At 72.9% G+C, this 23,938-nt stretch carries 24 protein-coding genes and 1 pseudogene; 10 read left to right on the forward strand and 15 right to left on the reverse strand.

Features of this window, described 5'->3' with window-relative positions:
- Positions 1–9: 9 nt before the first annotated feature.
- Positions 10–258, reverse strand: coding sequence for a hypothetical protein (locus ACJ9NR_RS01410; protein WP_412490233.1), 249 nt, complete (start codon positions 256–258; stop codon positions 10–12).
- 213 nt (positions 259–471) lie between these two features.
- Between ACJ9NR_RS01410 and ctaD the strand changes: the two genes are divergently transcribed.
- On the forward strand, positions 472–2,175 hold the full coding sequence (gene ctaD / locus ACJ9NR_RS01415) for an aa3-type cytochrome oxidase subunit I (RefSeq protein ID WP_412490232.1): 1,704 nt from the start codon (positions 472–474) through the stop codon (positions 2,173–2,175).
- Positions 2,172–2,528, forward strand: a complete 357-nt coding sequence (locus tag ACJ9NR_RS01420) for a cytochrome C oxidase subunit I (protein WP_412490231.1) — start codon at positions 2,172–2,174, stop codon at positions 2,526–2,528. Before ctaD ends, ACJ9NR_RS01420 begins: the two co-directional genes overlap by 4 nt.
- A gap of 76 nt (positions 2,529–2,604) precedes the next feature.
- Here ACJ9NR_RS01420 and ACJ9NR_RS01425 read toward each other — a convergent pair whose 3' ends face one another.
- Positions 2,605–4,119, reverse strand: a complete 1,515-nt coding sequence (locus tag ACJ9NR_RS01425; RefSeq protein ID WP_412490230.1) for a CYTH and CHAD domain-containing protein — start codon at positions 4,117–4,119, stop codon at positions 2,605–2,607.
- Between the two features lie 157 nt (positions 4,120–4,276).
- Here ACJ9NR_RS01425 and ACJ9NR_RS01430 point away from each other — a divergent pair, with 157 nt between their 5' ends.
- The 4 genes from ACJ9NR_RS01430 (at position 4,277) to ACJ9NR_RS01445 (ending at position 6,748) form a co-directional block, all read left to right on the forward strand.
- Positions 4,277–4,711 (forward strand): helix-turn-helix domain-containing protein, encoded by a 435-nt coding sequence (locus tag ACJ9NR_RS01430; protein ID WP_412490229.1) that lies wholly within the window; start codon positions 4,277–4,279, stop codon positions 4,709–4,711.
- A 33-nt stretch (positions 4,712–4,744) separates the two neighbouring features.
- The gene (locus ACJ9NR_RS01435) at positions 4,745–5,179 is read left to right on the forward strand and encodes a VOC family protein (RefSeq protein ID WP_412490228.1); all 435 of its coding nucleotides are present in this window, start codon (positions 4,745–4,747) and stop codon (positions 5,177–5,179) included.
- Between the two features lie 996 nt (positions 5,180–6,175).
- The gene (locus ACJ9NR_RS01440; RefSeq protein ID WP_412490227.1) at positions 6,176–6,532 is read left to right on the forward strand and encodes a PRC-barrel domain-containing protein; all 357 of its coding nucleotides are present in this window, start codon (positions 6,176–6,178) and stop codon (positions 6,530–6,532) included.
- Positions 6,533–6,574: 42 nt separating this feature from the next.
- Positions 6,575–6,748 (forward strand): hypothetical protein, encoded by a 174-nt coding sequence (locus tag ACJ9NR_RS01445; RefSeq protein WP_412490226.1) that lies wholly within the window; start codon positions 6,575–6,577, stop codon positions 6,746–6,748.
- A gap of 154 nt (positions 6,749–6,902) precedes the next feature.
- Here ACJ9NR_RS01445 and ACJ9NR_RS01450 read toward each other — a convergent pair whose 3' ends face one another.
- The 6 genes from ACJ9NR_RS01450 to ACJ9NR_RS01475 form a co-directional block, all read right to left on the reverse strand.
- Positions 6,903–7,970 carry a YihY/virulence factor BrkB family protein gene (locus ACJ9NR_RS01450; RefSeq protein WP_412490225.1) on the reverse strand — a complete coding sequence of 356 codons (1,068 nt, stop codon included), beginning with the start codon at positions 7,968–7,970 and terminating at the stop codon, positions 6,903–6,905.
- 202 nt (positions 7,971–8,172) lie between these two features.
- Complete coding sequence (locus tag ACJ9NR_RS01455) at positions 8,173–9,396, reverse strand: MFS transporter (RefSeq protein ID WP_412490224.1); 1,224 nt, start codon at positions 9,394–9,396, stop codon at positions 8,173–8,175.
- A gap of 247 nt (positions 9,397–9,643) precedes the next feature.
- On the reverse strand, positions 9,644–10,576 hold the full coding sequence (locus ACJ9NR_RS01460; protein ID WP_412490223.1) for a lysylphosphatidylglycerol synthase transmembrane domain-containing protein: 933 nt from the start codon (positions 10,574–10,576) through the stop codon (positions 9,644–9,646).
- Complete coding sequence (locus ACJ9NR_RS01465) at positions 10,573–12,084, reverse strand: hypothetical protein (RefSeq protein ID WP_412490222.1); 1,512 nt, start codon at positions 12,082–12,084, stop codon at positions 10,573–10,575. Before ACJ9NR_RS01465 ends, ACJ9NR_RS01460 begins: the two co-directional genes overlap by 4 nt.
- Before the next feature lie 135 nt (positions 12,085–12,219).
- Positions 12,220–13,197 (reverse strand): M56 family metallopeptidase, encoded by a 978-nt coding sequence (locus tag ACJ9NR_RS01470; RefSeq protein ID WP_412490221.1) that lies wholly within the window; start codon positions 13,195–13,197, stop codon positions 12,220–12,222.
- A 4-nt stretch (positions 13,198–13,201) separates the two neighbouring features.
- The gene (locus tag ACJ9NR_RS01475) at positions 13,202–13,627 is read right to left on the reverse strand and encodes a BlaI/MecI/CopY family transcriptional regulator (RefSeq protein ID WP_412490220.1); all 426 of its coding nucleotides are present in this window, start codon (positions 13,625–13,627) and stop codon (positions 13,202–13,204) included.
- A 262-nt stretch (positions 13,628–13,889) separates the two neighbouring features.
- Between ACJ9NR_RS01475 and ACJ9NR_RS01480 the strand changes: the two genes are divergently transcribed.
- The 3 genes from ACJ9NR_RS01480 to ACJ9NR_RS01490 are packed head-to-tail and all read left to right on the forward strand — an operon-like array spanning position 13,890 to position 16,631.
- A complete protein-coding gene (locus tag ACJ9NR_RS01480; RefSeq protein WP_412490219.1) occupies positions 13,890–14,600 on the forward strand; it encodes a phosphatase PAP2 family protein in 711 nt (236 codons plus the stop codon).
- Positions 14,575–15,237, forward strand: a complete 663-nt coding sequence (locus tag ACJ9NR_RS01485) for a response regulator transcription factor (RefSeq protein WP_412490218.1) — start codon at positions 14,575–14,577, stop codon at positions 15,235–15,237. The genes ACJ9NR_RS01480 and ACJ9NR_RS01485 overlap by 26 nt, the downstream gene beginning before the upstream one ends.
- Positions 15,234–16,631, forward strand: coding sequence for a sensor histidine kinase (locus ACJ9NR_RS01490; protein ID WP_412490217.1), 1,398 nt, complete (start codon positions 15,234–15,236; stop codon positions 16,629–16,631). The genes ACJ9NR_RS01485 and ACJ9NR_RS01490 overlap by 4 nt, the downstream gene beginning before the upstream one ends.
- Positions 16,632–16,694: 63 nt before the next feature.
- On the opposite strand, the gene ACJ9NR_RS01495 is transcribed toward ACJ9NR_RS01490, so the two are convergent.
- The 7 genes and pseudogenes from ACJ9NR_RS01495 to ACJ9NR_RS01525 all read right to left on the reverse strand — a co-directional run.
- On the reverse strand, positions 16,695–17,549 hold the full coding sequence (locus ACJ9NR_RS01495) for a COG4705 family protein (RefSeq protein ID WP_412490216.1): 855 nt from the start codon (positions 17,547–17,549) through the stop codon (positions 16,695–16,697).
- Between the two features lie 231 nt (positions 17,550–17,780).
- Positions 17,781–18,899: a 1,2-phenylacetyl-CoA epoxidase subunit PaaE gene (paaE, locus tag ACJ9NR_RS01500; RefSeq protein ID WP_412490215.1), complete on the reverse strand. Its 1,119-nt coding sequence runs from the start codon at positions 18,897–18,899 to the stop codon at positions 17,781–17,783.
- Entirely contained in the window at positions 18,899–19,414 is a 516-nt protein-coding gene (gene paaD / locus ACJ9NR_RS01505; protein WP_412490214.1) for a 1,2-phenylacetyl-CoA epoxidase subunit PaaD, read from the reverse strand. The genes paaE and paaD overlap by 1 nt, the downstream gene beginning before the upstream one ends.
- Positions 19,408–20,244, reverse strand: coding sequence for a 1,2-phenylacetyl-CoA epoxidase subunit PaaC (gene paaC / locus ACJ9NR_RS01510; RefSeq protein ID WP_412490213.1), 837 nt, complete (start codon positions 20,242–20,244; stop codon positions 19,408–19,410). The genes paaD and paaC overlap by 7 nt, the downstream gene beginning before the upstream one ends.
- 9 nt (positions 20,245–20,253) lie before the next feature.
- The gene (gene paaB / locus ACJ9NR_RS01515) at positions 20,254–20,547 is read right to left on the reverse strand and encodes a 1,2-phenylacetyl-CoA epoxidase subunit PaaB (protein WP_412490212.1); all 294 of its coding nucleotides are present in this window, start codon (positions 20,545–20,547) and stop codon (positions 20,254–20,256) included.
- Positions 20,544–21,530 (reverse strand): 1,2-phenylacetyl-CoA epoxidase subunit PaaA, encoded by a 987-nt coding sequence (paaA, locus tag ACJ9NR_RS01520; RefSeq protein WP_412490211.1) that lies wholly within the window; start codon positions 21,528–21,530, stop codon positions 20,544–20,546. Before paaA ends, paaB begins: the two co-directional genes overlap by 4 nt.
- Before the next feature lie 399 nt (positions 21,531–21,929).
- Positions 21,930–22,115 (reverse strand): annotated as a pseudogene (locus ACJ9NR_RS01525) (3-oxoadipyl-CoA thiolase); the annotation flags it as partial.
- A 97-nt stretch (positions 22,116–22,212) separates the two neighbouring features.
- Between ACJ9NR_RS01525 and ACJ9NR_RS01530 the strand changes: the two are divergent.
- Entirely contained in the window at positions 22,213–23,928 is a 1,716-nt protein-coding gene (locus ACJ9NR_RS01530; RefSeq protein ID WP_412492178.1) for an IS1182 family transposase, read from the forward strand.
- Positions 23,929–23,938 lie beyond the last annotated feature (10 nt).

The raw sequence follows: 23,938 nt of genomic DNA on the forward strand, positions 1-23,938 counted from the left end.
GCGCAGTTGTCAGTGCTGGTCGGGGTCGGCCTCGTCGGCGCCGCTGCTCGTCCTGCCCGGCTGCCCGCCGCCGGAGGTCCCGTAGCCGCCCGGCACACCGGGCACGCTGTCCGCTTCGGCCTCCTCGCGAGAGATGTGCCGGGTGGCACGGACGTTGGAGCGACGCTCGGGATACGGATAGCTGAACGGCCGGGAGGCGGCCCGCTCCTCCTCCGCCTTCTCGATGTCGCCCTCGGGTTTCTGGTCGTGTGTAGCCATGGTCCGCGAGTACCCGGCAGACCGGCGATATGCGAGAACGCCCGTATCCGGGATCACGGGCCGGGTGCCCCGGCGCCCCGGTTGCTCCGATCGTGTGAGACCCGGGGGCGGCGGGTGGCGTGTCGGTTCCCCGGGGCGTCGAGGGCTGCCCCGGCGCCACGAGGATGGCAGGCGATCGGCAGGGCAGGGCGAGTTTCAGGAGACGGACGACCTGTGAGCATCCTCAACGAGCCTCAGGGCGCCGCGGCACCCGGTGGTCACTACACCGACGAGCTGCCGCTGCGCCGCAAACGGCCCGGGAACGTCGTGGTCAAGTGGCTGACGACCACCGACCACAAGACGATCGGCACGTTGTACCTGAGCACGTCGTTCGCGTTCTTCCTGATCGGTGGGGTGATGGCGCTGGTGATGCGCGCCGAGCTGGCGCGCCCGGGCATCCAGATCCTCTCCAACGAGCAGTACAACCAGGCCTTCACCATGCACGGCACGATCATGCTGCTGATCTTCGCCACACCGCTGTTCGCCGGATTCACCAACTGGATCATGCCGCTGCAGATCGGCGCCCCTGACGTGGCCTTCCCTCGGCTGAACATGTTCGCCTACTGGCTGTACCTGCTGGGCTCGCTCATCGCGCTGGGCAGCTTCCTCACCCCGCAGGGAGCGGCCGACTTCGGCTGGTTCGCCTACGCGCCGCTCAACGACGCGGTTCACTCGCCGCCCATCGGGCCGGACATGTGGATCATGGGCCTGGCCCTGTCCGGTTTCGGCACGATCCTCGGCGCGGTCAACTTCATCACCACCATCACCTGCATGCGCGCGCCGGGAATGACCATGTTCCGCCTGCCGATCTTCGTGTGGAACGTGATGCTCACCAGCATCCTGGTGCTGTTCGCCTTCCCCGTGCTGGCCGCCGCCCTGCTCGCGCTGGAGGTGGACCGCAAGTTCGGGGCGCACGTCTTCGAGGCGGCCAACGGCGGCGCCCTGCTGTGGCAGCACCTCTTCTGGTTCTTCGGCCACCCGGAGGTGTACATCATCGCCCTGCCGTTCTTCGGCATCGTCTCCGAGATCATCCCCGTCTTCTCCCGCAAACCGATCTTCGGCTACCTGGGCCTGGTCGGCGCGACGATCGCGATCTCCGGTCTGTCGGTCTCGGTGTGGGCGCACCACATGTTCGTCACCGGCGGCGTACTGCTGCCGTTCTTCTCCTTCATGTCGTTCCTGATCGCGGTCCCGACCGGGGTGAAGTTCTTCAACTGGCTCGGAACGATGTGGAAGGGCTCGCTGAGCTTCGAGACGCCCATGCTGTGGTCCGCCGGCTTCCTGGTGACCTTTCTCTTCGGCGGCCTGACCGGCGTCCTGCTTGCCTCGCCGCCGATGGACTTCCACGTCTCGGACTCGTACTTCGTGGTGGCGCACTTCCACTACGTCGTCTTCGGCACGGTCGTCTTCGCGATGTTCGCCGGCTTCCACTTCTGGTGGCCGAAGTGGACGGGCAAGATGCTCGACGAGCGGCTCGGCAAGATCACCTTCTGGACGCTGTTCGTCGGCTTCCACACCACGTTCCTGGTGCAGCACTGGCTGGGCGCCGAGGGCATGCCGCGCCGGTACGCCGACTATCTGGCCGCCGACGGCTTCACCGCCCTCAACACGGTCTCCACGATCGGTTCGTTCCTGCTCGGCCTGTCGGTCCTGCCGTTCCTGTACAACGTGTGGAAGACGGCCAAGTACGGCAAGCCGGTCGGCGTCGACGACCCGTGGGGCTACGGCCGTTCGCTGGAGTGGGCGACGTCCTGCCCGCCGCCGCGGCACAACTTCCTCACCCTGCCGCGGATCCGCAGCGAATCCCCGGCGTTCGACCTGCACCACCCGCACATCGCGAAGACGGACATGGACGAGAGCCACAGGCTGCCCGCATGACCGGACCAGCACACAGAGCCGGCGGGGACGTGCGTACGGCCGCCGACATGGTCAACCAGGTGGAGGGCTACCTGCTGTGGCGGGCCCGGATCGCCGAAGCGGAGGACCGTGCCCGGGAATTCACCGAGCGGCTGCCGTGGCTGACCGGCGCTCGGCGAACCGAGATCGAGCAGCAGTACGTGGCCGACAGCCTCCAGCGCAGCCGGACGGATCTCGAGCGGGTCGCCGCTCGGTGCCACTCCCTGCGCGCGGAATACGAGAGCCGCTACTGCCTGCTGCGGCGGCGCTGCGTGGCATCGGCACTGACTCTGGTCGCCTGCGTGAGTGCGGTGGCGGCGCTTCTGCTGCTGTGACGGCGAGGGCCGGGCGCCGCGCGGGGCCGCCGTCGCTTCCCCGCGCGCGGCGGGCGGCCGTCGGCGGCCGCCCGCACTACCCGAGGTGCGGTTTCCTGGCGCGTTCCCAGGCCCTGGGCAGCCGGCGTGTCCGTGCCTGTCCGGCGGCCCTCTCCTGGCCGTGCAGCACGCCCCAGGTGAAGCCGGGCTCGCCCGCGGCGTGGGCCGCGATGGCCAGGCGGCGCAGCACCTCGCGGGCCACGACGCCGTCGTGCTGGTCGCCGCTGATCCGCTGTACGGTCCTGACCCGCTTGCCGAGGCGCTTGGCGGGCTTGCCGAGGGCCGGGCGGGCCGTCTCCGTGGCGTAACGGACGCGCTTCGCCGCCTTGCGGGCATGGTGGATGGCCGCGTCGCGCTCGGAACCCGCGGGCATCGCCAGCGCCCGGTCCATGCGCGTGCGCAGCCGCCGGTGTTCCTTGACGACCGCCTTGGCCAGGACCTTCTCGGGCCTGCCCGACGCCTTCGCCCGCAGGGGCGGGTCCTCGAGCAGCCGGGTCAGCGACTCCAGCAGCCGCAGATAGCGGGGCGAGGCCAGCGCCTCGAGGGTGCGGCGGCGGGCCTCGGCCTGCTCCGCCGCGTCCCACGCCTGCAACCGCGCCCCGACCGGGCCGAGGACCAGCTCGCCGGGCAGTGCCCGCACGCCCGCCGTCAGCCGGTCCCGCAGCACCTCGTGGTCGCGTTCCGGAGCCAGTTCTCCGGCCAGCCACTTCAGCTCCGCCCGGACCGGATCGGTGACCTCGCGGTCGAGGACGGAACGACAGGACCGCAGACAGCCGCGCAGCCGGCGGATCGTGGTGCGCATCCTGTGCACCGCGTCCGGCCGATCGCGCCGTACGGCCGGGTCGAGGTCGATCAGGGCGCGCACCAGCCGTTCGAGGTAGGCCTGTACGTGCGCGCCGGCCGAGCCGGGCTCGACCTCCGCGCCCGCGCCTCCGCGGGGAGCCGGCGTCGTCTCCTGCAGTGCGCGGGCGACCTTGGAGGGGCTGGACGCCCGCTCGACGCCGTTCTTCCGCAGCACCTTCTCGAGGTGCTTCAGAAGCTTGGGGTCGGCGCCCTCGGCGAGCTCGACCTCCATCTCCGTCCACATGGCGTGCAGACCGGGCACGAGCCGGGAGTCCGCCCGCACCGAGTCGAGGCTGAGCTCGGCCACGGCGGAGCCCTCGGCGTCGAGGAGGTCGCGCACCGAGCGGGTGGAACGGATGCGCACCACCGGCCGCAGGTCCGCTCCACGGGTGCGCGACAGGGTCAGTTCGCGCAGTTCGTCCGGCACCTCCTCGGACAGCGGGAGGCGGATCTCCTCCCGGCTGTCGCCGGGCAGCGGAAGTTTGAGGTGCCATCCCTCGTCCGTCCCGCCGGTTCTGCGCCGCAGACTCGCGCTGCCGCTCGTCAGGCGCAGGTCCTCGGTGTCGTAGTAGACGGCGTCCAGCTCGTGGACTCCCCGGTCGGCCAGCGACACGACCGGGTCCACGCCCGCCAGGTCGGACAGCCAGGAGATGTCGTCGGCCGCAGGCGCCGCGTACTTGCGTTCTGTTTCCTGTATCGACTGGGCCATACATATCGCCTGTACCCGATCGCGGGGATCAAACCGCCGGACGTGCCGATGTCCGGCATCGCCGTACACGGTGCGGGCCAGGCCGCCGGCAGGCGGTTCGGTCCCGGGCCTCCTCGCGAGGACGGCACGGCGCCACCGCCGACCGCACAATGGATCCGTGGCCCAGGTTCCGATCGCCCGTCATCTGCTCCGTGCCAAGGATCTCGCGGACGCCCGCTACGGCGAGGCACTCACCGTGGCCGACATGGCCGCGGCCGCCGCGCTGTCGCCGGCCCACTTCAGCCGGAGTTTCAAGGCCGCGTTCGGCGAGTCCCCGCACCAGTACCTGCTGACCCGCCGCCTGGAGCGGGCCGCGGCCCTGCTGCTGGCGACCGACTGGACGGTCGCCTCGATCGGGGTCGCGGTCGGCGCGCTGAGCATCGGCTCGTTCACGACGAGCTTCCGGCGGATGTACGGGGTGACGCCGCAGGCCTACCGGGCGGCGCATCCGCCGGCCGCCCGGCACGTGCGCGTCCCCCGGTGCGTGGCGATGGCCTACGCGCGGCCGCGGAACCGCACGTTTCGAGAAGACACGCCATCGTCCGCTGCCTAGCGTCGTTCCCAGGCAACCGACCGAGGAGCGGCCATGACCACCATCAAGATCGCCAACGCGCAGTTCTGGGTGCACGACCAGGACGAGGCGCTCGCCTTCTACACCACCAAGCTCGGCTGGGAGGTCAGGGCCGACGTGACGATGGAGGCATGGAGCTTCCGCTGGCTGTGCGTCGCCCCGCCCGGGGACGGCCCGGCGCTGGTGCTGATGCCGGTGCCGGGAGAGCCGATGCTGGACGAGGCGAGCAGTGCGCAGCTGTCGGACCTGGTGGCCAAGGGCGCGGGCGGCACACTGTTCCTGGAGACTGACGACTGCAAGGCCGCCTACGACGAACTGTCTGCCCGTGGCGTCGAGTTCAACGACCCGCCGACGACACAGCCGTACGGCATCGACACCTCCTTCCGGGACCCGTCGGGCAACAACATCCGGCTCACACAGGTACTGGAGTTCGATCCGGAGCGGCACTGATCAGGAGGCGGCCGCCGGCGCGGCACGAGCGGCCCCGCGGCACCCCTGTGGCGTGTCCCGCGCGCACGGGGTGTCGCGCGCTGCGTTCGCTCGACGGCGCGTGTGCCCACGGCCCTGCCCGGCGGGAAGGCCGGGCAGCGGCCGCCGCCTGAAGTCGGCGATGGCGGCGGCCGCCGTGCGCGAGGGCTCGCGCCGTCCCCTGGCGCGAGGACCCCGCGCGGGAACGTCCCTACGGCTCCGGGGCCTGCGGGAATGAGCCCCAGCTCGAAAACAGCCGCGAGGACGAAGGCCGGGGACCCGCGGGAGGACACCAGCGCGGGGCGAGGTGGGCTCCGGCCACCCGACGTTGCGGGACGCTGCTCGCTGCCCGGGGACTGGGGGCTCAGGGAGGTGTGGATTCCTCACTTCCGGCAGCCTAGAACGACGCGGCTGCCCGGCGACACCCCGCGATTCGGCCCTCGGCGCCCGAGGCGGCCCCGGTCGGCTGTGCGGACCGGGCTCGGTCCCAGGCCAGACGGGGTCCGCCGCACCCGGCGTCGCGTCCTGTCGTAGAAAACTACAGATCGACGAAGCAGACGACGTAGTCGCCCTGACGCACGGCGGTCTCCCGGTTTCCCGTAAGCGGCCTGTGGCGCCGGCCGGCAGGGCGCCGACCGGTCGACCAGCGTGCCGACCGGTCGACACCGGTGCGGTCAGTCCTGGAGGAGCAAGGCGCTCCGGAAGAGGAGTTCGCCGCCGCGGCGGATCCCCGGACGGCGGAAGCAGGTCCGCGGAAGCCTCGATGACGGCCGGCTCGGCCATCGCCTCGGCGGCCGCCGTCCCCTCCGGCGTCGTCCCGGCCACGTCGGCCTCCGATCCCTCGCCTGCGGCGGGGACTCGCCCCACGACGAGGTGCCGGCCGCCCGCGACACATGCGCGCCCGCCCCGCCTGTTCAGGGCAGCCTCCCCCAGACATCAGTACCGTGAGCAGGGGTACCCCTCTTGTGGAGGTTTCTGATGTTCGAGGCAGGCGACATCCGTGAATGGCGCGGGCACGACGTGGTCGACTCGCGCGGTCACAAGATCGGAGCGCTGGAGGCGATCTACGTCGACACCGCGACCGACCAGCCCTTCTTCGCGACGGTGACCGTGGGGCTCCCCACCCGCCGGCGCCTGGTCTTCGCTCCGCTCACCGGGGCGACCGTCGGACCGGGCTATCTCAAGATCGCTCAGTCCAAGGACGTGGTCAAGAAGGCCCCCTCGATCGATGTCGACGGGGAGCTGCCCGCCTCGGACGAGCCGGGGATCTTCGCGCACTACGAACTCGACTACGCGCCGGGCGCCGGCGGCGAACGCCGTCTCGGCCGCCGCTGAACCGCCGACGCCGCCGACGCGGCGAAGCCGCTGGGAGAGCCCATGAGCCTGTTCCTGTTCCTCGTCCTCGTGGCCGTCGTCCTGGGCATCATCGGGGTCGCCGCGCACGGCCTGTTCTACCTGCTGATCATCGGCGCCGCCGTGCTGCTCATCGACCTCGTCTACGCCGCCGTGCGCTTCCGCCGCGGCGGACGCAGGCACCGCGTGGCGCGCTGACCGCCACAGCAGCCGAGCGGTCACGCATACTCACAGCCCGAGACCCGAATACGCACGACCCCGGAACCCGACACGAAAGGGGCGCCGGCGACGGCCGGCGCCCCTCCGCGCGTCTGCGGCCCCACTCGGTCCTCCGCGTCCACGCCTCACCCGGTCAGACGTCGTCGTCCAGGCGGCGGACGTCCTCCTCGTCCCAGGTGCGGGTGTCCCGGGGCTGGGTGTAGGGCTCGGTCTCGGGCGGGAGGCCACCCGCGATGGCCCGCTGCCGGACGGTCTCCGCGTCGAACTCCAGGCCCAGCAGGATCGCGAGGTTGCTGATCCACAGCCAGACGAGGAAGACGATGACGCCGGCCATGGTGCCGTAGGTCTTGTTGTACGAGGAGAAGTTGGCGACGTAGACGGCGAACCCGCCGGAGGCGATCAGCCAGATGAACAGGGCCAGCAGGCTGCCGGGGGTGATCCACCTGAAACCCTTGACCTTGGCGTTCGGGGTGGCCCAGTACAGGATCGCGATCATCACCGTGACCAGCAGGACCAGGACGGGCCACTTGGCGATGGCCCACACGGTCAGCGCCGTGTCCCCGATCCCCAGCGTCTGCCCGGTCTGGCGGGCGAGGCCGCCGGTGAAGACGACGATCAGCGCGCTGACGACCGCCATCACCATCAGCACCACCGTCACGCCGACCCGCACCGGCAGGACCTTCCACACCGGCCGCCCCTCCGGGATGTCGTAGACGGCGTTCGCGGCGCGAATGAAGGCGGCCACGTATCCGGACGCCGACCACACGGCCAGCACGACGCCGATGACGGCCATCACCGAGCCGGTCCCGGAGTTGTTCTGAAGCTGCTCGACGGCCCGCGTGATGATGTCGCGCGCCGCGCCGGGAGTGAGCTTCTGGACGTTCTGCAGCACCTTGTCGGTGGCGGCCTTGCCGGTGATGCCCAGCAGGGAGACCAGCACCAGCAGGGCCGGGAACAGGGACAGCACCCCGTAATAGGTCAGTGCCGCGGCCCGGTCCGTCAGCTCGTCGTCCTTGAACTCCTTCAGACTGCCTTTGAAGACGGCGACCCATGCGCTCCTGGGCAGCTCGGTCGGCGTGTCCGGGGCGGCCTCCTCGACCTCCGGGTCCGGCCCGGCCTCCTCCGGCGACGGCACCCTGGGAGCCGGGTCCCGGTCACGGTCGTCCTGAACTTTGCGCCCTGGAAGATGCAGCTTCGCCATATCTGCCGGGTAACCCGTCGGCCCCCGCTCAAGCCGACGAACACCCAAGTGGACCGGCGACCACCGGCACCAGGTGCGTCATGGCCGGGGCCGGACAGGGCTCGCAGGCGCGCACGGGCCCGGCGCCGCGGACGCCGGCCCCGGTGGAAGGGCCGGTCCGCCCCGCATGGGCCCGGTCGAAGCCGGCGCCCCTCACGTGGCGTCACGGCCGCCGCAGCGGCTCTTCGCTTCCCGTATGCGCCGATGCCCCCGCGGAGGACGACGTGATCACCTCGGAGCGGTGGCCGTCCCGGTCCATGAGGCCGCCCGTGAAGGCGAGGCCGAGGCCCGCCACGGCGAGGGCGGCGCCGACGAGGTCGGGCGACGCCCAGCCCCAGCCCGCGGAGATGGCCAGGCCGCCCAGCCAGGCACCGCCCGCGTTGGCCAGGTTGAAGGCCGAGTGGTTGGAGGCGGCGGCCATGGTCGGGGCGTTCCTGGCCTTGGCCATGAGCAACATCTGCACGGGCGTGGTGATGAGCGAGCCCATCGCGCCGATGAAGGTGATCGTCAGCAGGGCCGGGACGGTGCTGTGGACGGCGAAGTAGAAGGTCACCAGGCCCGCCGCGAGCAGGGCGAGCCCCGCGTAGAGCGTCGGCCGCAGGGCGCGGTCCGTGAGCGGGCCCGCGATCAGCGTGCCGAGCGTCATGCCGACGCCGTAGAGCGCGAGGACGAGGGTGGTCGAGGAGTCGGAGATGCCCGTCAGACGCGTCAGCATGGGCACCAGGTAGCTGTAGACGGCGAAGAAGCCACCGAAGCCGACGACCGCCGTGGCCAGGCCGAGGGCCACCTGCCTGTTGCCCATGGCCCGCAGCTCGTGCCGGATGCCGGACTGCCTGCCGCGCGGCTGGTGGGGCACGAAGAGGGCGAGTGCGGCGAGCGCGACGACACCGATGACGGCGACGGCGCCGTAGGCGGAACGCCAGCCCAGGTGCTGGCCGAGGGCGGTGCCGGCGGGGACGCCGACGATGTTCGCGACGGTCAGCCCGAGGAACATCCTGGAGACGGCGCGCGCCGCCCGTTCGGGTGCGACCAGCCGGGAGGCGACGACGGCGCCGACGCCGAACAGCGCCCCGTGCGGCAGCCCCGCCAGGAAACGCGCGGCGAACAGCAGACCGAAGTCGGGCGCGAGCGCGGACGCGACGTTGCCGACCACGAACAGCCCCGACAGGAGCAGCAGCAGCCGCTTGTGCGGTACGCGTGCGCCGATGCCGGTCAGGACCGGGGCACCGACCACCACACCGAGCGCATAGGCCGAGACGAGGTTGCCGGCATGGGGCACCGACACCCCGACCCCGTCGGCGATCTGGGGCAGCAGCCCCATGGTGGCGAACTCGGTCGTGCCGATGCCGAAGGCGACGACAGCCAGGGCCAGCAGAGCCAGAGGCATGGTGCGGGGGAACCTTTCGACGGACGCGGTCCACGGACAGGGGAGCAGAGGCCGGGGCCGTCCAGCTCCCGCTGGAGGCCACGGCCGGCCGCGACGAGCACCGTTGCCCAGCGCACCCCCGAACAGGGCAGGCCCACCAACGGTGCAGCAGTGGCGGGAGACCGGGCATTCCAAGATCGAGTCACGCTTTCGGGTGACTTCTGTCACGCCCCGCCCGGGGCAGGCCGGCCGGACCGCCGTGGCCGGCTCACACCGCCTTGCGGCGCGCCAGGACCGCCAGCACCACGAGACCCGGTACCAGTGGCAGCCAGGTCGTCAGCAGCCGGTAGCCGAGGACGACGGAGACGGCCATGGAGCCCGGCGCTCCCACGCCGACCAGGGCGAAGGCGAGTGCGGCGTCCAGTGAGCCGAGGCCGCCCGGTGTGGGCAGCAGTACGGCTGCGCCGCTCGCCACGAGGTAGGCCAGCGCGACCTTGGCCGCGGGGAGCGGCAGTTCCAGGGCGTGTGCGACGGCGTAGACGGTGAGCGCGTGCGAGGCCGCGAAGGCGATGGTGCCACCCCACAGCGCCCCTGCCCGTCCGGGGCGGGCGTGCACCGCGCGGGCCTCCGCCGCCGCGCCGCGCAGCAGCGGGCCGACGCGCCTGCGCAGCGGCGGAAGCAGCAGGACGAGGGGCAGCGGCGCGAGGAGGGCGGTCGCCGCGGGGAGGTGCGGAAGGCGGATGAGGCCGGGGCCGGCCAGGACCAGTGCGGCTGTCAGCACGGCCCGCGTGAGGGTGTTCGCGGTCGCCTTCAGGGCCAGGGCCGTCGCCGTGGCGGTCGGGGTGAGGCCGCAGCGGGTCAGAAAGCGCCAGTTGACCGTGGTCGCGCCGAGCCCCGCGGGCATGACGTGGTTGGCGGCGGAGGCCGCGAACTGCGCCGCCACCAGCCGGGTCCTCGGCAGCGGCACGGCCACCGCGCCCTGCTGGATCAGGGCCGCGCACAGCCAGGTCGCGGACGCGGCCGTGACGGCCAGCAGCAGCCAGCCGCGGTCCGCGACGACCAGGTGGTCCGTGCCGTTGTCGAGGACCTGCCGGTGGCGCACGGCCAGCACCGCCCCGATGAGCAGCACCAGCGAGGAGACGGCTGTGTGCACATAGGTGCGCCGGCTCGTCCGCCGGGGTGCCAGGGAGGAGGCGCTCATCCGGCCGGCCCCTTCCCGGAACCGGGGGCGAGGTAGGCGTCCACCCCTGCGGCCAGGTGGACCGGGTGCCAGTCGCGGGCGTAGGCGGGCGGCCTGCCGCCCTCGGCGGTCAGGACGGCGACCGGCTGCGCGCGAGCGGTGCGCACCAAGGCGGCAGCGGTGGTGTTCTCGTTGTGGCCACCGGTGTCGGCGGACGCACAGCCCGCGTAGAACGCGATCGGGATGGCGGGCGCGGACGCGGGGTTCCCGGTGATGAGGCAGGGCGGCCGTACGCCGTGGCGGTGCAGTCCGTCAGCGACGCGCGCCCAGCGCTCGTGGTTCGCCGTCGTACGGTCGACCACGTGCCCCAGCACGATCGCCTGGATCGCCAGATGCCCGAGGAGGCCGATCGTCACCGCGGCCACGACGACAGGGCGCAGGCGGCCCCGCGGTGCGGTCACCAGGTACAGCAGCGCGCCGGCGACGGGCAGCGAGAGCAGTGCGTAGGCGGGGAGCAGGAAGCGGGGTGCCGCGTAGCCGATCAGGAACAGGTACGGGACAGCGGCCGACACGCCGCAGGCGAAGGGCAGCGCGGTGGACGCGGCGCGGTGCGCCCGCAGGGCGACCACCAGCCCGAGCGCGGCCAGGACGGGCAGTGCGAACCACCACAGCATCACGGCCGGATGGGGCATCGCCCCCGTGCACGGGCGGCACAGGGTGCGGCCGCCGAGGCTGCGGAGCTGGTCACCGATGGCGTTGTTCGCGCCGAGACCGCCCTCGATGCGCGAGCCGTCGGACAGCCGCTGGGCCAGGCCGCCGAAGTCGGCGTACGCCTCCACGACCCATTCGACGGCGCCCGCCGCCAGCCCTCCGGCCAGCGCGAGCAGCAGCCGCCCGTGCCGCCAACGCGGCAGGGCGACGAGGGCCACGAGCAGTGGAAGCGTCACCCAGACCGCGTCGGTCGGCCGCATCAGCGCCATCACGGCCGCGCTCGCCGCCAGTCCCCATACGGGTCCCGGCCGGGTGCGGTCGGCCTGCGCCCGCAGGAAGCAGCCCACCGCCACGAGAGCGGCGAATGCCACCCAGAGGTTGGGCATCGCCTGGGGGCCGTAGAACAGCGTCACCCACAGGGAGGCGAACAGCGCCCCGCCCAGCGCCAGCACCCGGACCGGGAGCAGCCCGCGCCAGGCGCGCAGTGCCAGGTACATGCCGAGGCCGGACAGCAGGGCGAGGTACACCCTCAGGAGCGTCGTGGAGGACGACCAGGAGGCGATCGGAGCCACCAGCAGGGGGACGCCGCGGGCGCGTGGCGCGCTGAAGAAGGCGGCCGGGGCATGTCCGCTGACCTGGCTGACGTAGACCGTCTCGTCCCAGCCGAGGCCCAGGGCGGGCCGTACGAGGACCAGCTGGGCGGCCGTGAAGACGACCGCCACCGCCGCGAGCCAGGGCTCGCCTCCCCACTTCCACCGCGCGGCTCCGCCCGGCGGGCGGGTGGAGCGCGGCGGCACCATGTACCGGGTCCCGGTCATCGACCTGGCCTCACCTACCGCAAGACGTAGAGACACAGCCACTCTACATGCTGTAGTAGCTTGACCCGGGCCGTCACACGTCCGTGTACCACGCGCGTGTCGGCCGGTCAGCCACTTGGCCGGTCGGCCGGTCGGTCAGTTGGCCGGCCGGCCCGCGCCGCTCGGGTGGGGTTTCAACGGTAGCGCGCCGACGGTGGGCGCGTGCGCCGCGCAGTGGGCCGACTGGGCCCGGTCCAGCATCTGGTCGCTGTCGGAGGCAGCGTTGACCAGGCTCGCGCAGCACACCGCCAGCAGCAGGCCGCCCGCCACGAACGGCAGGCTGCGGCGGGCGGGAGGCGGGCCCATCAGCGCCCGCACACGCTGCGGTACCGCTCCGCCGGTCGCGGCCAGTACGGGACGAGCGGGAGCGGCGGACGCCAGAGCGGCCCGTCCGACGGCGTGAGCGACGGCCCTGCGGTCACCGACGCGCCGCGCGGCCTCCTCGTCGGCCCAGCGCTCCAGGACGAAGCCGCCCGCGGTGGCCAGCGGCCGCAGCAGTGGATTCAGCGCCGCCGTGAGCCGCCACAGCGCCTGGAAGAGGTGGTGGCGGCCCCGCAGATGCGCCCGCTCGTGCGCGAACAGGGCGTCACGCTCGACGTCGCCGAGGCAGCGCAGCATGCCCCGCGAGACGACGACGCGTCCCGGCGCCCCCGGGAGCGCGAAGGCGATGGGAGCGTCGTCGTCGACCACGGCCACCTCCAGGTCGCCGGGCAGCCGGGCGCACTCCCGCCGCGCCCACAGCACGTGCCGGACCTGCCGTACGGCGGCCACCGCCAGGGCGACGACGCCCGCGGTCAGCACCAGGGCGCTGCCCGCCGCGACGGCGAAGGAGACCGGGTCCTCGGCCTGGAGCACGGCCACGGACCAGCGGCCCTCCTGCGCGATCTCCGGGATCTGGGCCACTCCGGTGAAGGCCAGCAGGGCGAGGGCGCCGGCCCAGCCCGCCGCGGTCACGAGGGCGACGCAGGCCAGGGCCCAGGCAGCGGGGCGGGGCGGCAGCCGGCGTGCCACGGCGGGCGCGAGGACCGCGAGCACCGCCGTGACGAGGAAGGGGACGTAGACGCTGATCAGCACTGGTTCACCGCTTCCCGCGGTCGCGCTCGCTCTCGTCCGGGGCGTCGTGCCCGGTCAGCAGCTGCTGGAGCACGTGCTCGTCCTGCTCGGACAGTTCGGAGACGAAGCGGGCCAGGACCGCCTCGCGGTCGGAGCCGCCCTGCAGCAGGGAGTGCATGCGCTGGGCGGTGTGGGACGCCTCGTCCCGGATCGGCTCGTAGGCGTAGCCGCGGCCCTCGCGGCGCCTGACGAGCGTGCCCTTGTCGTGCAGCCGGGACAGGATGGTCAGGACGGTCGTGTAGGCGAGATCGCCCGGCAGCCGGTCCCGGACCTCGCGAGCGGTCTGCGGTCCGCCGACCGCCCAGAGCGCGGCGAGCACATCGCTCTCCAGTTCGCCGCGCGCCCTTCTGCCGGAGGCCCCGCGGACTTCCTCGTCCTCTCGGTACTCCACCGTCCGCCTTCCTTCGCATCCTCACCGCACAGGTTACCCCGCACCTTCTACCGGTTGTAGGAGGTATCTTTCGGGCTTCGGGCCCCGAACCGCCGCATCTCGCGGGGCTCAGCCGCGCGCCTCGGGGAACACCGCGCCCCCGTCGGTCGTCTACAGTTCTGTAGACGGTCTACTTCCCTGTAGACCTCCTACACCGCTGTGGACGTCCGTCTCCGTGCGTTCGCCGCCGTCGCACCGTTCCCGACGAAGGGGCCTGGGCCGCATGAATCGGCGTGACACCGCAGGAACGGCCGGCAGCGTCGCTCTGGGCGCCTGGGCGGCGTTCGCCGTGCTCGCCGCGGTGGTGGTGGGCCGGCACGGCGTCCCGCTGCGGCCGGACAGCGGGCTCCTGCACTGGTCGGTCGGCCATCGCCCGGTGGTGGCCCAGGCCGTGGCCCGGGGGGTGACCGACACCGGGACCGGCGTCATTCCCTACCTGCTGATCCTGCTGTGCGGTCTGGCGGTGGGGCGAACCGCCAGACAGCGTCTCGTGACCGCCCTGCTGGGCCTCGCCTGTCTGGCGGTGGGCCAGGCGCTGCGCTACGGGGTGATGACGCTCATCCACCGGCCCCGCCCGGCCGGCGCCGACTGGGCCACGCACGCGAGCGGCTGGTCGTTCCCGTCGGGGCACACCACCACCTCCGCCATGACCGCCGGACTGCTGGTCCTCGCGATAGCACTGCGCGCCCCGCGCGGCACCCCCCTGCTGAGAATCACCATCGGCTGCTGGGCCCTGGCGGTCGGCCTCTCCCGCATCTACCTCGGCGTGCACTGGCTCACCGACGTCCTCGGGGGCTGGCTGTTCGCCACCGGCTGGCTGGCCGTGTGCCTGTGGGCCATGGCCCGGTGGCTTCCGGCAGGAACGCTTCCCGGCACACCGCTCACGACCGACGCCCCGGCGGAGGACCATGCGCCACAAGATCCTGGTCGTTGAGGACGATCACGCTCTGCGCGACGTGCTGCGCCGCGGCCTGTCGGAGGAGGGCTTCACGCCCGTACTGGCCGTCGACGGCGCCACCGCCCTCCGGCTGGGCGCCGGCGACATCGCCGCCGTCGTCCTGGACATCGGCCTGCCCGACGCGGACGGCCGAGACGTCTGCCACGCGCTGCGCGCGGGCGGTTTCGCCGCCCCGGTCATCTTCCTCTCGGCCCGCCACCAGCTCACCGACCGGCTGTCGGGATTCTCCGCGGGCGGCGACGACTACCTTCCCAAGCCCTTCCACCTCGCCGAGCTGATCGCCCGGTTACGCGCCACGCTCAAGCGCGCCGCGCCCCCGGCCGTGACCACGAGCGGCGACCTGTCGCTGGACGCGAGCCGACACCGGGCCAGTGTCGGCGGCGCCGACTTCGGCCTCTCCCCCACGGAGTTCCGGCTGCTGGCCACGCTGATGGCGGCCAACGGCGCCCTGGTGCGCCGCCGCGACCTCGTCCGGGCGGCGTGGCCGTACGGCGCCCAGGTCAGCGACAACACCCTGGACCAGTACCTGAGCCGGCTGCGCCGCAAGCTGCGCGCGGCGGGCAGCGGCCTCGCCCTGAACACGGCGCGCGGGATCGGGCACCGACTGTCGTGAACCGTCTGCTGCGCCGTCCGGCGCCCCGGACCCTGCGAGGCAGGCTCTCGCTCGTGGCGCTGGCCACCGCCGCACTGGTGACGGCGGCCCTGACCCTCGTCTTCAACGCCGTGATCGACCGCCATCTGCGGCATCAGGCGGACGCGGAACTGCGCGACCGCGCGGCCGCGGTCTCGGCCACCGTCGACACCAGCGGCCCCCGGGTGCGGGTCGTGGAGTCCGGCAACGACGGCCTCCTCGACGCGAACGTGTGGATCTACGCCGGGAGACACCTGCTGGAGAGGCCGCCCGCGACCACCGGCGGCAGCCGGGTGACCCGGGCCGCCGGCCGGCTCGCCGCACAGCGCCGCGGGGCGTGTGCGACCGTCGACCCGCGGGGCCCGGATCCGGTACGGCTCTGCTCCCGGCCGGTGCCCGGTCGTCCCGGCGGCGGCGCCACGGTCGTCACGGCCCTGGACCTTGACCCCTACCGCGACTCGGCGGACAGCCTGCTGCTGGGCTCGCTGATCCTGGACGGCGTCATGCTGGCGTGCACGTACGCGCTGACCCGCCTGGCCGTCGGGCGGGCCCTGCGGCCGGTGCGCACCATGACCGACCAGGCCATCCGGTGGAGCGCGGTCGGCTCCGACGCGCGCTTCGGCGACGGGAGCCATCCGGCCGAACTGGCCCGCCTGGGCAGTTCGCTGGACGCCCTCCTGGACCGCATCCGCGCCGTGCTGCGCCATGAACGGCAGCTCACGTGCGAGCTGTCCCACGAGCTGCGCACCCCGCTCACCCGCATCGTCGTCGAGCTGGACTGGTGGCGTTCGCGTCCCCGCCGCGCCGCCGAGACGCACGCCACGCTCGACGCGATCGCCGAGGCCGCCCAGTCCATGCGCACCATCTGCGACACACTGCTGAACGACGCCCGTGCGACCGCGCGGAGCACCGCCGCGGCCCCCGGTGCCCCAGGCGCCGCCGCCGTCGCACCCGTCCTGTGCCGACTTGTCGACACGCTCGGCGCGCCCGGCGCCGGGAGGCGGGTGACGGCAGTCGTCGACGTACCCGATCCGGCCCTGGAGGCGGGTGTGGCACCCGCGCTGCTCGAGCGCATCGTCAGCCCGTTGCTCGCCAACGCCTTCCGCTACGCCCGCTCCGGCCTGACCGTCTCCGCGCGGCAGGTTCCCGGAGGGGTGCGGATCGACGTCACGGACGACGGTCCCGGCGTGCCGGAGACGTTCCTCGACGACCTCTTCCAGCCCGGACGCCGCGCCGACCACGACGACGGACACGACGGCGCGGGCCTCGGGCTGCCGCTGGCGCGACGCCTGGCCCGCTCCGTCGGGGGCGAGGTGTCCCACGATCGCGGCCACACCTCAGGGGCGCGCTTCACCGCCGATCTGCCGGCCGGCTGAGGGCCGGCCGGGACGCGGCGCGCGCTGCCCGCCGGGTACGGCCGGTGAGCGGTCCGCGCTCCGTCACAGACCGGCCGGGGCCTGGCGCTGCCGGATCCGCGCGTGGGCCATCAGACCGAGCAGCACGGTGAGCAGGACGGCCGACGAGCCCGCCGTCCCGAGGTCCATGCCGCCCGTGCCGACCGGCTTGGTCAGGAAGTCGCCGGCGGTGGCACCCAGCGGGCGGGTCAGCACGAAGGCGATCCAGAACAGCAGCGTGTTCGGCACGGCGGGCACCTTCATCAGCACGACCAGCGCCGCGAGCGCCCCGGTCACGAGCAGCGCGCCGCCCGCGTAGCCGAGGCCGGAGCTGTCGGACAGGAAGTCGCCCATGGAGGTGCCCAGCGTGTTGGAGACGAGGATCGCCGACCAGAACAGGGCCTCGCCGCGGAAGGTGACGATGTCGCGGATCCGGAACGTCATCCCGCTCAGTCTCCACAGGGCGAAGATGGCCAGAAGGCCCGATACCAGGATGGCCGCGCCGGCCGGATAGCCGAGGCCCAGTCCCTGCGGGCCCCAGCCCAGCGACGTGGCACCGTGGGGGAGGTACCGGGCGTCGGCGTCGCGGTTCATGAAGTCGGACATGGTGGTGCCGGCCATGCTGGTCGACAGGATCACCGCCCAGTACAGGAACGGGTCGTAGCGGCCGGAGCGCAACTGGAGGACCAGCGTCACCACGAAGATCAGGAACAGGGCGACCGTGGTGAGGAAGTAGCCCAGTCCGAGGGTCTGGGAGAAGAGGTCTCCGGCGGTCTCGCCCAGCGTCGTCGCGGCGATCTTCATGATCCAGAAGGCCAGGGTGACCTCGGGCAGTTTCTTCGTCACCGGCTTCCGCGCGCCCGCGGCGTCGAGGTCGGTGAGCACGTGCGGCTGTCGCAAGGTGGGGGGCTCCTCGGGTGGTCGTGCGGCAGGGCGCCCGGCCCCGTGACGGGGCGGGCGCTCCGAGCTGGACGACCGCGGACCGGCGATCGCCACCCGTGAGCCTGGCAGCGCCGTCCTGAACGCATCCTGAACACCTGGGCCGGGAGTCCCCGGGCGGCCCGTGCTCCCCGCGGCCGTCTCCCCGCCGGCCCCGGCCGCGCGGGAGACGGCCGCGCGGCAGGTGCGGCCTCAGGAGTCGTAGTCGACCGTCAGGGCGTCGGAGCGGGGGAAGCTCTGGCAGGTGAGCACATAGCCGGCGTCGACCTCGGCCCGCTCGAGCGCGTAGTTGCGGCGCATCTCCGCCTCGCCCTCGGTGATCCGGGCGCGGCAGGTGCCGCAGACGCCGCCCTTGCAGGCGAAGGGCAGGTCGGGGCGTACGCGGGAGGCGGAGTCCAGGAGGGATGACCCGCGGGAGAGCGCGGAGGTGGTGGTGCGGCCGTCCAGGACGACCGTGACCTCGCTGAGCGGGCCGTCGGCCCGGCTCTCCTCGTGCCGCACCGGGGCGAACGGCTCCTCGCCCGCGAAGAAGAGTTCCTGGTGCACCCGGTCCTCGGGCACGCCCAGCCCGGTGAGGACCTTCTGGGCGTCGCGGACCATGCCGTGCGGGCCGCACAGCCACCAGTGGTCGGCCTCGGCGACGTCGACCAGGCCGTCGACGAGCGCCGCGAGGCGGTCCGCGTCGAGGCGGCCGGTCAGCAGCTCGGCCTCACGCGGTTCGCGCGACAGCACGTGGGCGAGCTGGAACCGGGCCGGGTAGAGGTCCTTCAGGTCGGCCAGTTCCTCGGCGAACATCACCGAGCCGGTGCGGCGGTTGCCGTAGAAGAGGGTGACGCGCGAGCCCTCGTCGGCGGCGAGGACCGACTCGGCGATGGAGACCATGGGGGTGATGCCCGAGCCGGCCGCGATGAGCACGTGGTGCCCGGGCGTGGTGAGGTCGGGGGTGAAGACACCCACCGGGCCCATCACCTCGACGGTGTCGCCGGGCTCGACCTCGTTCACCAGCCAGGAGGAGAACAGGCCGCCGGGCACCACGCGGACACCGATCCGGGGCCGGGAGCCCGCCGGGGAGCAGATCGAGTACGAGCGCCGCTCCTCGCGCCCCTCGATCTCGCGGCGCAGGGTGAGCGACTGCCCGGGTTCGAAGGCGAACTCCTCTGCCAGCTCCTCGGGCACGTCGAAGCTCACCGCGGCGGCGTCCTCGCACAGGCGCTGGACGTCCGCGACCCGCAGGGTGTGGAAGGCCGGACGGCGGCGGGCACGCCGCGCCCGCGGGGGAACGGCGGCGTCGGTGGCCAACAGGTCCTCCATCAGATCTCCTTGACGTACTCGAACGGTTCCCGGCAGGCGCGGCAGCGCCACAGCGCCTTGCAGGAGGTGGCGCCGAAGCGGGAGGTCTCCTCGGTGTCCCGGGCACCGCAGCGCGGGCAGGCCACCACCCGCCGGGTCGGGGACAGCAGGAGCGGCACCGGGCCGGACGACGGGCGCGGCGCCGGTCCGGGCGGCGCGATGCCGTGCTCGGCGAGCTTGCGGCGGCCCTCGGCGGTGATCCAGTCGGTGGACCACGGCGGGTCCAGGACCGTACGGACCTCCACGTGCCGGTAGCCGGCGCCCCGGAGCCTCGCCGCGACACCGGCCCGCATCTCGGCCATGGCCGGGCAGCCCGAGTACGTCGGCGTGAGGGAGGCGACGACCGTGCCGTCGGCGGCCACGCTGACGTCCCGCAGCACGCCGAGGTCGGCGAGGGTGAGCATGGGCAGTTCGGGGTCCGGCACCTGCTCGGCGATGTGCCGGGCGCGCCGGGGGTCGGTGAGTGTGGTCACCATGTCGCCTCCGGGTGGGCGCGGGCCACCCCCTGCAGCTCCGCCAGCAGCGGGGCGAGGTGCTCGGTGTGGTCGCCCTCGCGTCCGCCGCCGCCTACGGCCGGCCCGGGCACCTCGGTCAGGCTCAGGCCCGCGGCCCCGGTGACCTGTTCCAGCACCGCGAGCACGGCGCCGCGGGCGTCGTGGGCCGCGAACAGCTCGCCCAGGTGCGCGGTCACCTGGTCGAGACCGTTCTGCATGCGCCGGTGGGACTCGGCCGTCCCGTCGCCGAGCCGGACGGCCCACTCGGCCGCGTACTGCCGGTGGTAGGTGAGTTCCTTGGCACCCTTGGCGGCGATGGCGGCGAGCACCGGGTCGCCGGTGGTGGCGAGCTGCTCGAAGTGGGCCAGGCGCCAGCTGGAGAGGACCAGCAGCCGGGCGACGGAGAACGCGAAGTCCCCGTTGGGCAGTTCGGCCAGGGTCACGTTGCGGAAGGCGTCGGCGTCGCGGAAGTAGGCGTAGGCGTCCTCGCCGCGCCGCGTGCCGTCGGCCTGGCCGCAGCGGGCGTACAGCAGCCGGGCCTGGCCGAGGAAGTCGAGGCCGATGTTGGCGAGGGCGACCTCCTCCTCCAGCTCCGGTGCGCGTGTGGTCCACTCGGCCAGCCGCTGGGCGGTGACGAGGGCGTCGTCGCCCAGTGTCAGGCAGGTCGCGGCCAGCTCCTCCCGGTCGACGCCCTCGGGAACGGCCGTGGGCACGCCGTGCAGCGGGTCCTCGAAACCGGTCCCGAAGGCCCAGCGCGCGTCGCCGTCGTCCTGTCCCTCGGCGAGGGTCATGTAGACGTGGTCGTCGCTCATGCCCTGCTCCTAGATGTGGGGGACGTCGTCGGGGATGTCGTAGAAGGTGGGGTGGCGGTACACCTTGTCCGCGCTGGGGGCGAAGAAGGGGTCCTTCTCGTCGCGGGTGGAGGCGGCGATGTGCTCGGAGCGCACCACCCAGATGCTCACGCCCTCGTTGCGGCGGGTGTACAGGTCACGTGCGTGCGTGAGCGCCATCGCGTCGTCCGCGGCGTGCAGGGAGCCGACGTGGACGTGGTTGAGGCCGCGCTTGCCGCGCACGAAGACCTCGTACAGGGGCCAGCCGTGCCGGTCGGAGGTCATGCCACCGCTCCCTTCGCGGCGCGGGCCGCCTGCTTGGCGGCGTGCGCCATGGCCGCTTCGCGCACCCAGGCGCCTTCTTCGTGAGCGGTCCGGCGCCGCTCGATGCGTTCGGTGTTGCAGGGGCCGTCGCCCTTGATGACCCGCATGAGCTCGTCCCAGTCCGGCGTGCCGAAGTCGTGCCGGCCGCGCTCCTCGTTCCAGCGCAGCTCCGGGTCGGGCAGGGTGACCCCGAGCTTCTCGGCCTGCGGGACGGTCATGTCGACGAACCGCTGGCGGAGTTCGTCGTTGCTGTGCCGCTTGATCTTCCAGGCCATCGACTGCGCGGAGTTGGGCGAGGCGTCGTCGGGCGGGCCGAACATCATCAGCGACGGCCACCACCAGCGGTCCACCGCGTCCTGCACCATCTCCCGCTGGGCCCGGGTGCCGCGCATCATCGTCATCAGCAGCTCGTAGCCCTGCCGCTGGTGGAAGGACTCCTCCTTGCAGATCCGCACCATGGCGCGGGCGTACGGGCCGTAGGAGGAACGGCACAGCGGCACCTGGTTGCAGATGGCGGCGCCGTCCACGAACCAGCCGATCACGCCGACGTCCGCGAAGCTCAGCGTCGGGTAGTTGAAGATCGACGAGTACTTCTGCCGCCCCTCGATGAGCCGCTCGGTGAGCTCGGCGCGGTCGGCGCCGAGGGTCTCGGCCGCCGAGTACAGGTACAGGCCGTGTCCCGCCTCGTCCTGGACCTTGGCGAACAGGATCGCCTTGCGGCGCAGCGACGGCGCCCGTGTGATCCACTCGCCTTCCGGCTGCATGCCGATGATCTCCGAGTGCGCGTGCTGCGCGACCTGCCGGATCAGCGTCTTGCGGTAGCCCTCGGGCATCCAGTCCCGCGGCTCGATCCGCTGGTCGCGCTCGATCGTCGCCTCGAAGTGCTCCCGCAGCGCGGGCGGCGCGCCGTCGAGCGCCGGGGCGTCGGCCTGCTGTGCCGTCATCCGTACCACCAATCCCAACCGACCGTTCGTTCGGTACATGATATGCGGTGAATCCCGGGTTTCGGCAAGTGCCGGAACCTGATCGGTTCCAACGGTGCGGGCAGGCCGGCGCCCGTCGCGGCCCGCGGCGCGGCGTACGCGGGGTGGCGCACGCGGGGCCGCGGGCCGCCGGTCGGGCGCCCGGCCGCCGCCCGGGGATCGGCCCGCCGCGGGCCCGGCGGCGGACCGTGGCAGGTGGTCGCCCGCCGCGGCCACGACGACCGGCCGCGGCGGGGCGCGCCCCGCGTCACCGGCGAGGCGTCCCCCTGCCGCACCGGCGAGGTGTGCTCCTGCCGCACCACAGCGGGGGCCTGCCCGGGGCGGGTCCCGTCGGCGTGCGCGGGTGCCGTGGCCTCCTGGTCACACCCGTTCCACCAGCATCGCCACGCCCTGGCCGACGCCGACGCACAGGGTGGCCAGGCCGCGCGCCGCGTCCTCGCGCTCCAGCCGGCCGAGCAGGGCCAGCAGGATGCGGGCGCCGGAGCAGCCGAGCGGGTGACCCAGGGCGATGGCGCCGCCGTCGGCGTTGACCTTGTCCTCGTCCAGGACTCTGGTGCGCAATTTCTGATGCGTCATCGGTTCGGTGGGGGATGATCGGCTCGGCGGTCGTTTCCTCTCCGTGCGTCCGTCGGGGAGGATGCAGATGTCGATGCAGTCCAAGGGGTTGCCGCCGGTTCCTGAGCAGACCGCGGCGGTGGCCCGCGCCGCGTTCCCGCACGGCAGCCTGGCGATACGGGTGCGGGACCAGCTCGCTGAGGTCTTCGCGGATGCGCCGTTCGCGGAGGCGTTCGGGGTGCGCGGGGCACCCGGGACCTCGCCGGGGGCCTTGGCGCTGGTGACGGTGCTGCAGTTCGCCGAGAACCTGACCGACCGGCAGGCCGCGGCGATGGCGGTCCGCGCCATCGACTGGAAATACGGCCTCGGGATGGAGCTCGGCGACACCGGATTCGACCACACCGTGCTGTCCCGCTTCCGCGCGCGCCTGAGCGAGCACGGCCTGGAACGCACCGTCTTCGACCGGCTGCTGGAGCACTGCCGCCAGGCCGGACTGGTCGCGGCCGGCGGCAAGCAGCGGACCGACGCAACCCATGTCATCAGCGCGGTGCGCGACCTGAACCGCACCGAGCTGGCCGGGGAGAGCGTCCGCGCGGCCCTGGAAGCCCTGGCCGTCGCCGCACCCACCTGGCTGGCCCGGAGTGTGAACGTGGCCGAGTTCGCCCACCGCTACGGCGAACGCGTCAACGGATGGACGATGCCTTCGTCCAAGACCAAACGCGACCGGCTCGCGCTGGTCTTCGGCCAGGACGCGCTCGCCCTGTGCCGGGCCGCCTGGGCGGATGACGCCCCGCCGTGGATCCGCGAGATCGAGGCGGTGGCGCTGCTGCGGCAGGTCCTGGTGCAAACGTTCTACGTGCACACCACCAGTCGCGGGAAGGAGGTGGTCAGCAAGCGGGAGGCCGAGACGGACGGCGTCCCGCCCGGCAGTATCCGCCTGGCCTCCCCCTACGACGCGGACGCCCGCTGGGCAGCCAAGGGCGAGGACCTGTTCTGGCTGGGGTACAAGGTCCACCTGACGGAGACCTGCCATGCTCCAGCCGAAGCCGAAGCCGTGGACACGGCGGCGGACGCAGTGATGCCGAACCTGATCACGGATGTGATGACCACGCACGCCGCGGTGCCGGACGTGAAGGCCACCGCCCCCATCCAGAAACGGCTGGCAGACCGCCGGGTCAAGCCCGGCGAGCACTACCTGGACTCCGGCTACCCCTCCGCCGACCTGATCCACGAGGCCGCCGGGCAGGGCATCACCATGGTCACTCCCGCCCTGCTCGATCACTCGCCGCAGGCCAAGGCGAAGGCCGGCTTCGCCAAGAGCGCCTTCACCGTCGACTGGAACATGCGGCAGGTCCGCTGCCCGACCGGGCAGACGAGCGACGGCTGGTTCCCGGTCACCCAGCATGGCAAGGACGCCATCGTCGTCCAGTTCTCCCGCGCCTGCTGCCACGCCTGCCCGGTCCAGCAGCAGTGCACCGCCTCCCGGCGCGGCGTCCGCATGCTCACCCTGCGCCCCCGCGAACTGCACGAGACCCTCGAGACAGCCCGCACCGCACAGAAGAGCGACGACTTCAAGGAGCGGTACAAGCTACGGGCCGGGGTGGAAGCCACGATCAATCAGGCCCTTGATGTCACCGGGATCCGCCGCGCCCGCTACCGCGGCCTGCCCAAGGTCCGCCTCCAGCACGCCTTCTCCGCCACCGCGATCAACATCGTCCGGCTCGACGCCTACTGGAGCGGGCACCCGCTCGACCGCACCCGCAGCAGCCGCCTCACCCAGCTCAACTACCAACTCGCAGGCTGACAACCGAATT

The organism is Streptomyces sediminimaris (genome assembly GCF_047049295.1).
GTDB lineage: Bacteria > Actinomycetota > Actinomycetes > Streptomycetales > Streptomycetaceae > Streptomyces > Streptomyces sediminimaris.

What these genes read in the sequence shown, in the direction of transcription:
- paaB (WP_412490212.1), bottom strand. Translation starts at nt 20,547, where the DNA reads ATGACCTCCGACCGGCACGGCTGGCCCCTGTACGAGGTCTTCGTGCGC.
- ACJ9NR_RS01420 (WP_412490231.1), top strand. Translation starts at nt 2,172, where the DNA reads ATGACCGGACCAGCACACAGAGCCGGCGGGGACGTGCGTACGGCCGCC.
- paaC (WP_412490213.1), bottom strand. Translation starts at nt 20,244, where the DNA reads ATGAGCGACGACCACGTCTACATGACCCTCGCCGAGGGACAGGACGAC.
- ACJ9NR_RS01440 (WP_412490227.1), top strand. Translation starts at nt 6,176, where the DNA reads ATGTTCGAGGCAGGCGACATCCGTGAATGGCGCGGGCACGACGTGGTC.
- ACJ9NR_RS01445 (WP_412490226.1), top strand. Translation starts at nt 6,575, where the DNA reads ATGAGCCTGTTCCTGTTCCTCGTCCTCGTGGCCGTCGTCCTGGGCATC.
- ACJ9NR_RS01485 (WP_412490218.1), top strand. Translation starts at nt 14,575, where the DNA reads ATGCGCCACAAGATCCTGGTCGTTGAGGACGATCACGCTCTGCGCGAC.
- ACJ9NR_RS01455 (WP_412490224.1), bottom strand. Translation starts at nt 9,396, where the DNA reads ATGCCTCTGGCTCTGCTGGCCCTGGCTGTCGTCGCCTTCGGCATCGGC.
- ACJ9NR_RS01460 (WP_412490223.1), bottom strand. Translation starts at nt 10,576, where the DNA reads ATGAGCGCCTCCTCCCTGGCACCCCGGCGGACGAGCCGGCGCACCTAT.
- paaE (WP_412490215.1), bottom strand. Translation starts at nt 18,899, where the DNA reads ATGGAGGACCTGTTGGCCACCGACGCCGCCGTTCCCCCGCGGGCGCGG.
- ACJ9NR_RS01530 (WP_412492178.1), top strand. Translation starts at nt 22,213, where the DNA reads ATGTCGATGCAGTCCAAGGGGTTGCCGCCGGTTCCTGAGCAGACCGCG.
- ACJ9NR_RS01435 (WP_412490228.1), top strand. Translation starts at nt 4,745, where the DNA reads ATGACCACCATCAAGATCGCCAACGCGCAGTTCTGGGTGCACGACCAG.
- ACJ9NR_RS01450 (WP_412490225.1), bottom strand. Translation starts at nt 7,970, where the DNA reads ATGGCGAAGCTGCATCTTCCAGGGCGCAAAGTTCAGGACGACCGTGAC.
- ACJ9NR_RS01425 (WP_412490230.1), bottom strand. Translation starts at nt 4,119, where the DNA reads ATGGCCCAGTCGATACAGGAAACAGAACGCAAGTACGCGGCGCCTGCG.
- ACJ9NR_RS01465 (WP_412490222.1), bottom strand. Translation starts at nt 12,084, where the DNA reads ATGACCGGGACCCGGTACATGGTGCCGCCGCGCTCCACCCGCCCGCCG.
- ACJ9NR_RS01480 (WP_412490219.1), top strand. Translation starts at nt 13,890, where the DNA reads ATGAATCGGCGTGACACCGCAGGAACGGCCGGCAGCGTCGCTCTGGGC.
- paaA (WP_412490211.1), bottom strand. Translation starts at nt 21,530, where the DNA reads ATGACGGCACAGCAGGCCGACGCCCCGGCGCTCGACGGCGCGCCGCCC.
- ACJ9NR_RS01410 (WP_412490233.1), bottom strand. Translation starts at nt 258, where the DNA reads ATGGCTACACACGACCAGAAACCCGAGGGCGACATCGAGAAGGCGGAG.
- paaD (WP_412490214.1), bottom strand. Translation starts at nt 19,414, where the DNA reads ATGGTGACCACACTCACCGACCCCCGGCGCGCCCGGCACATCGCCGAG.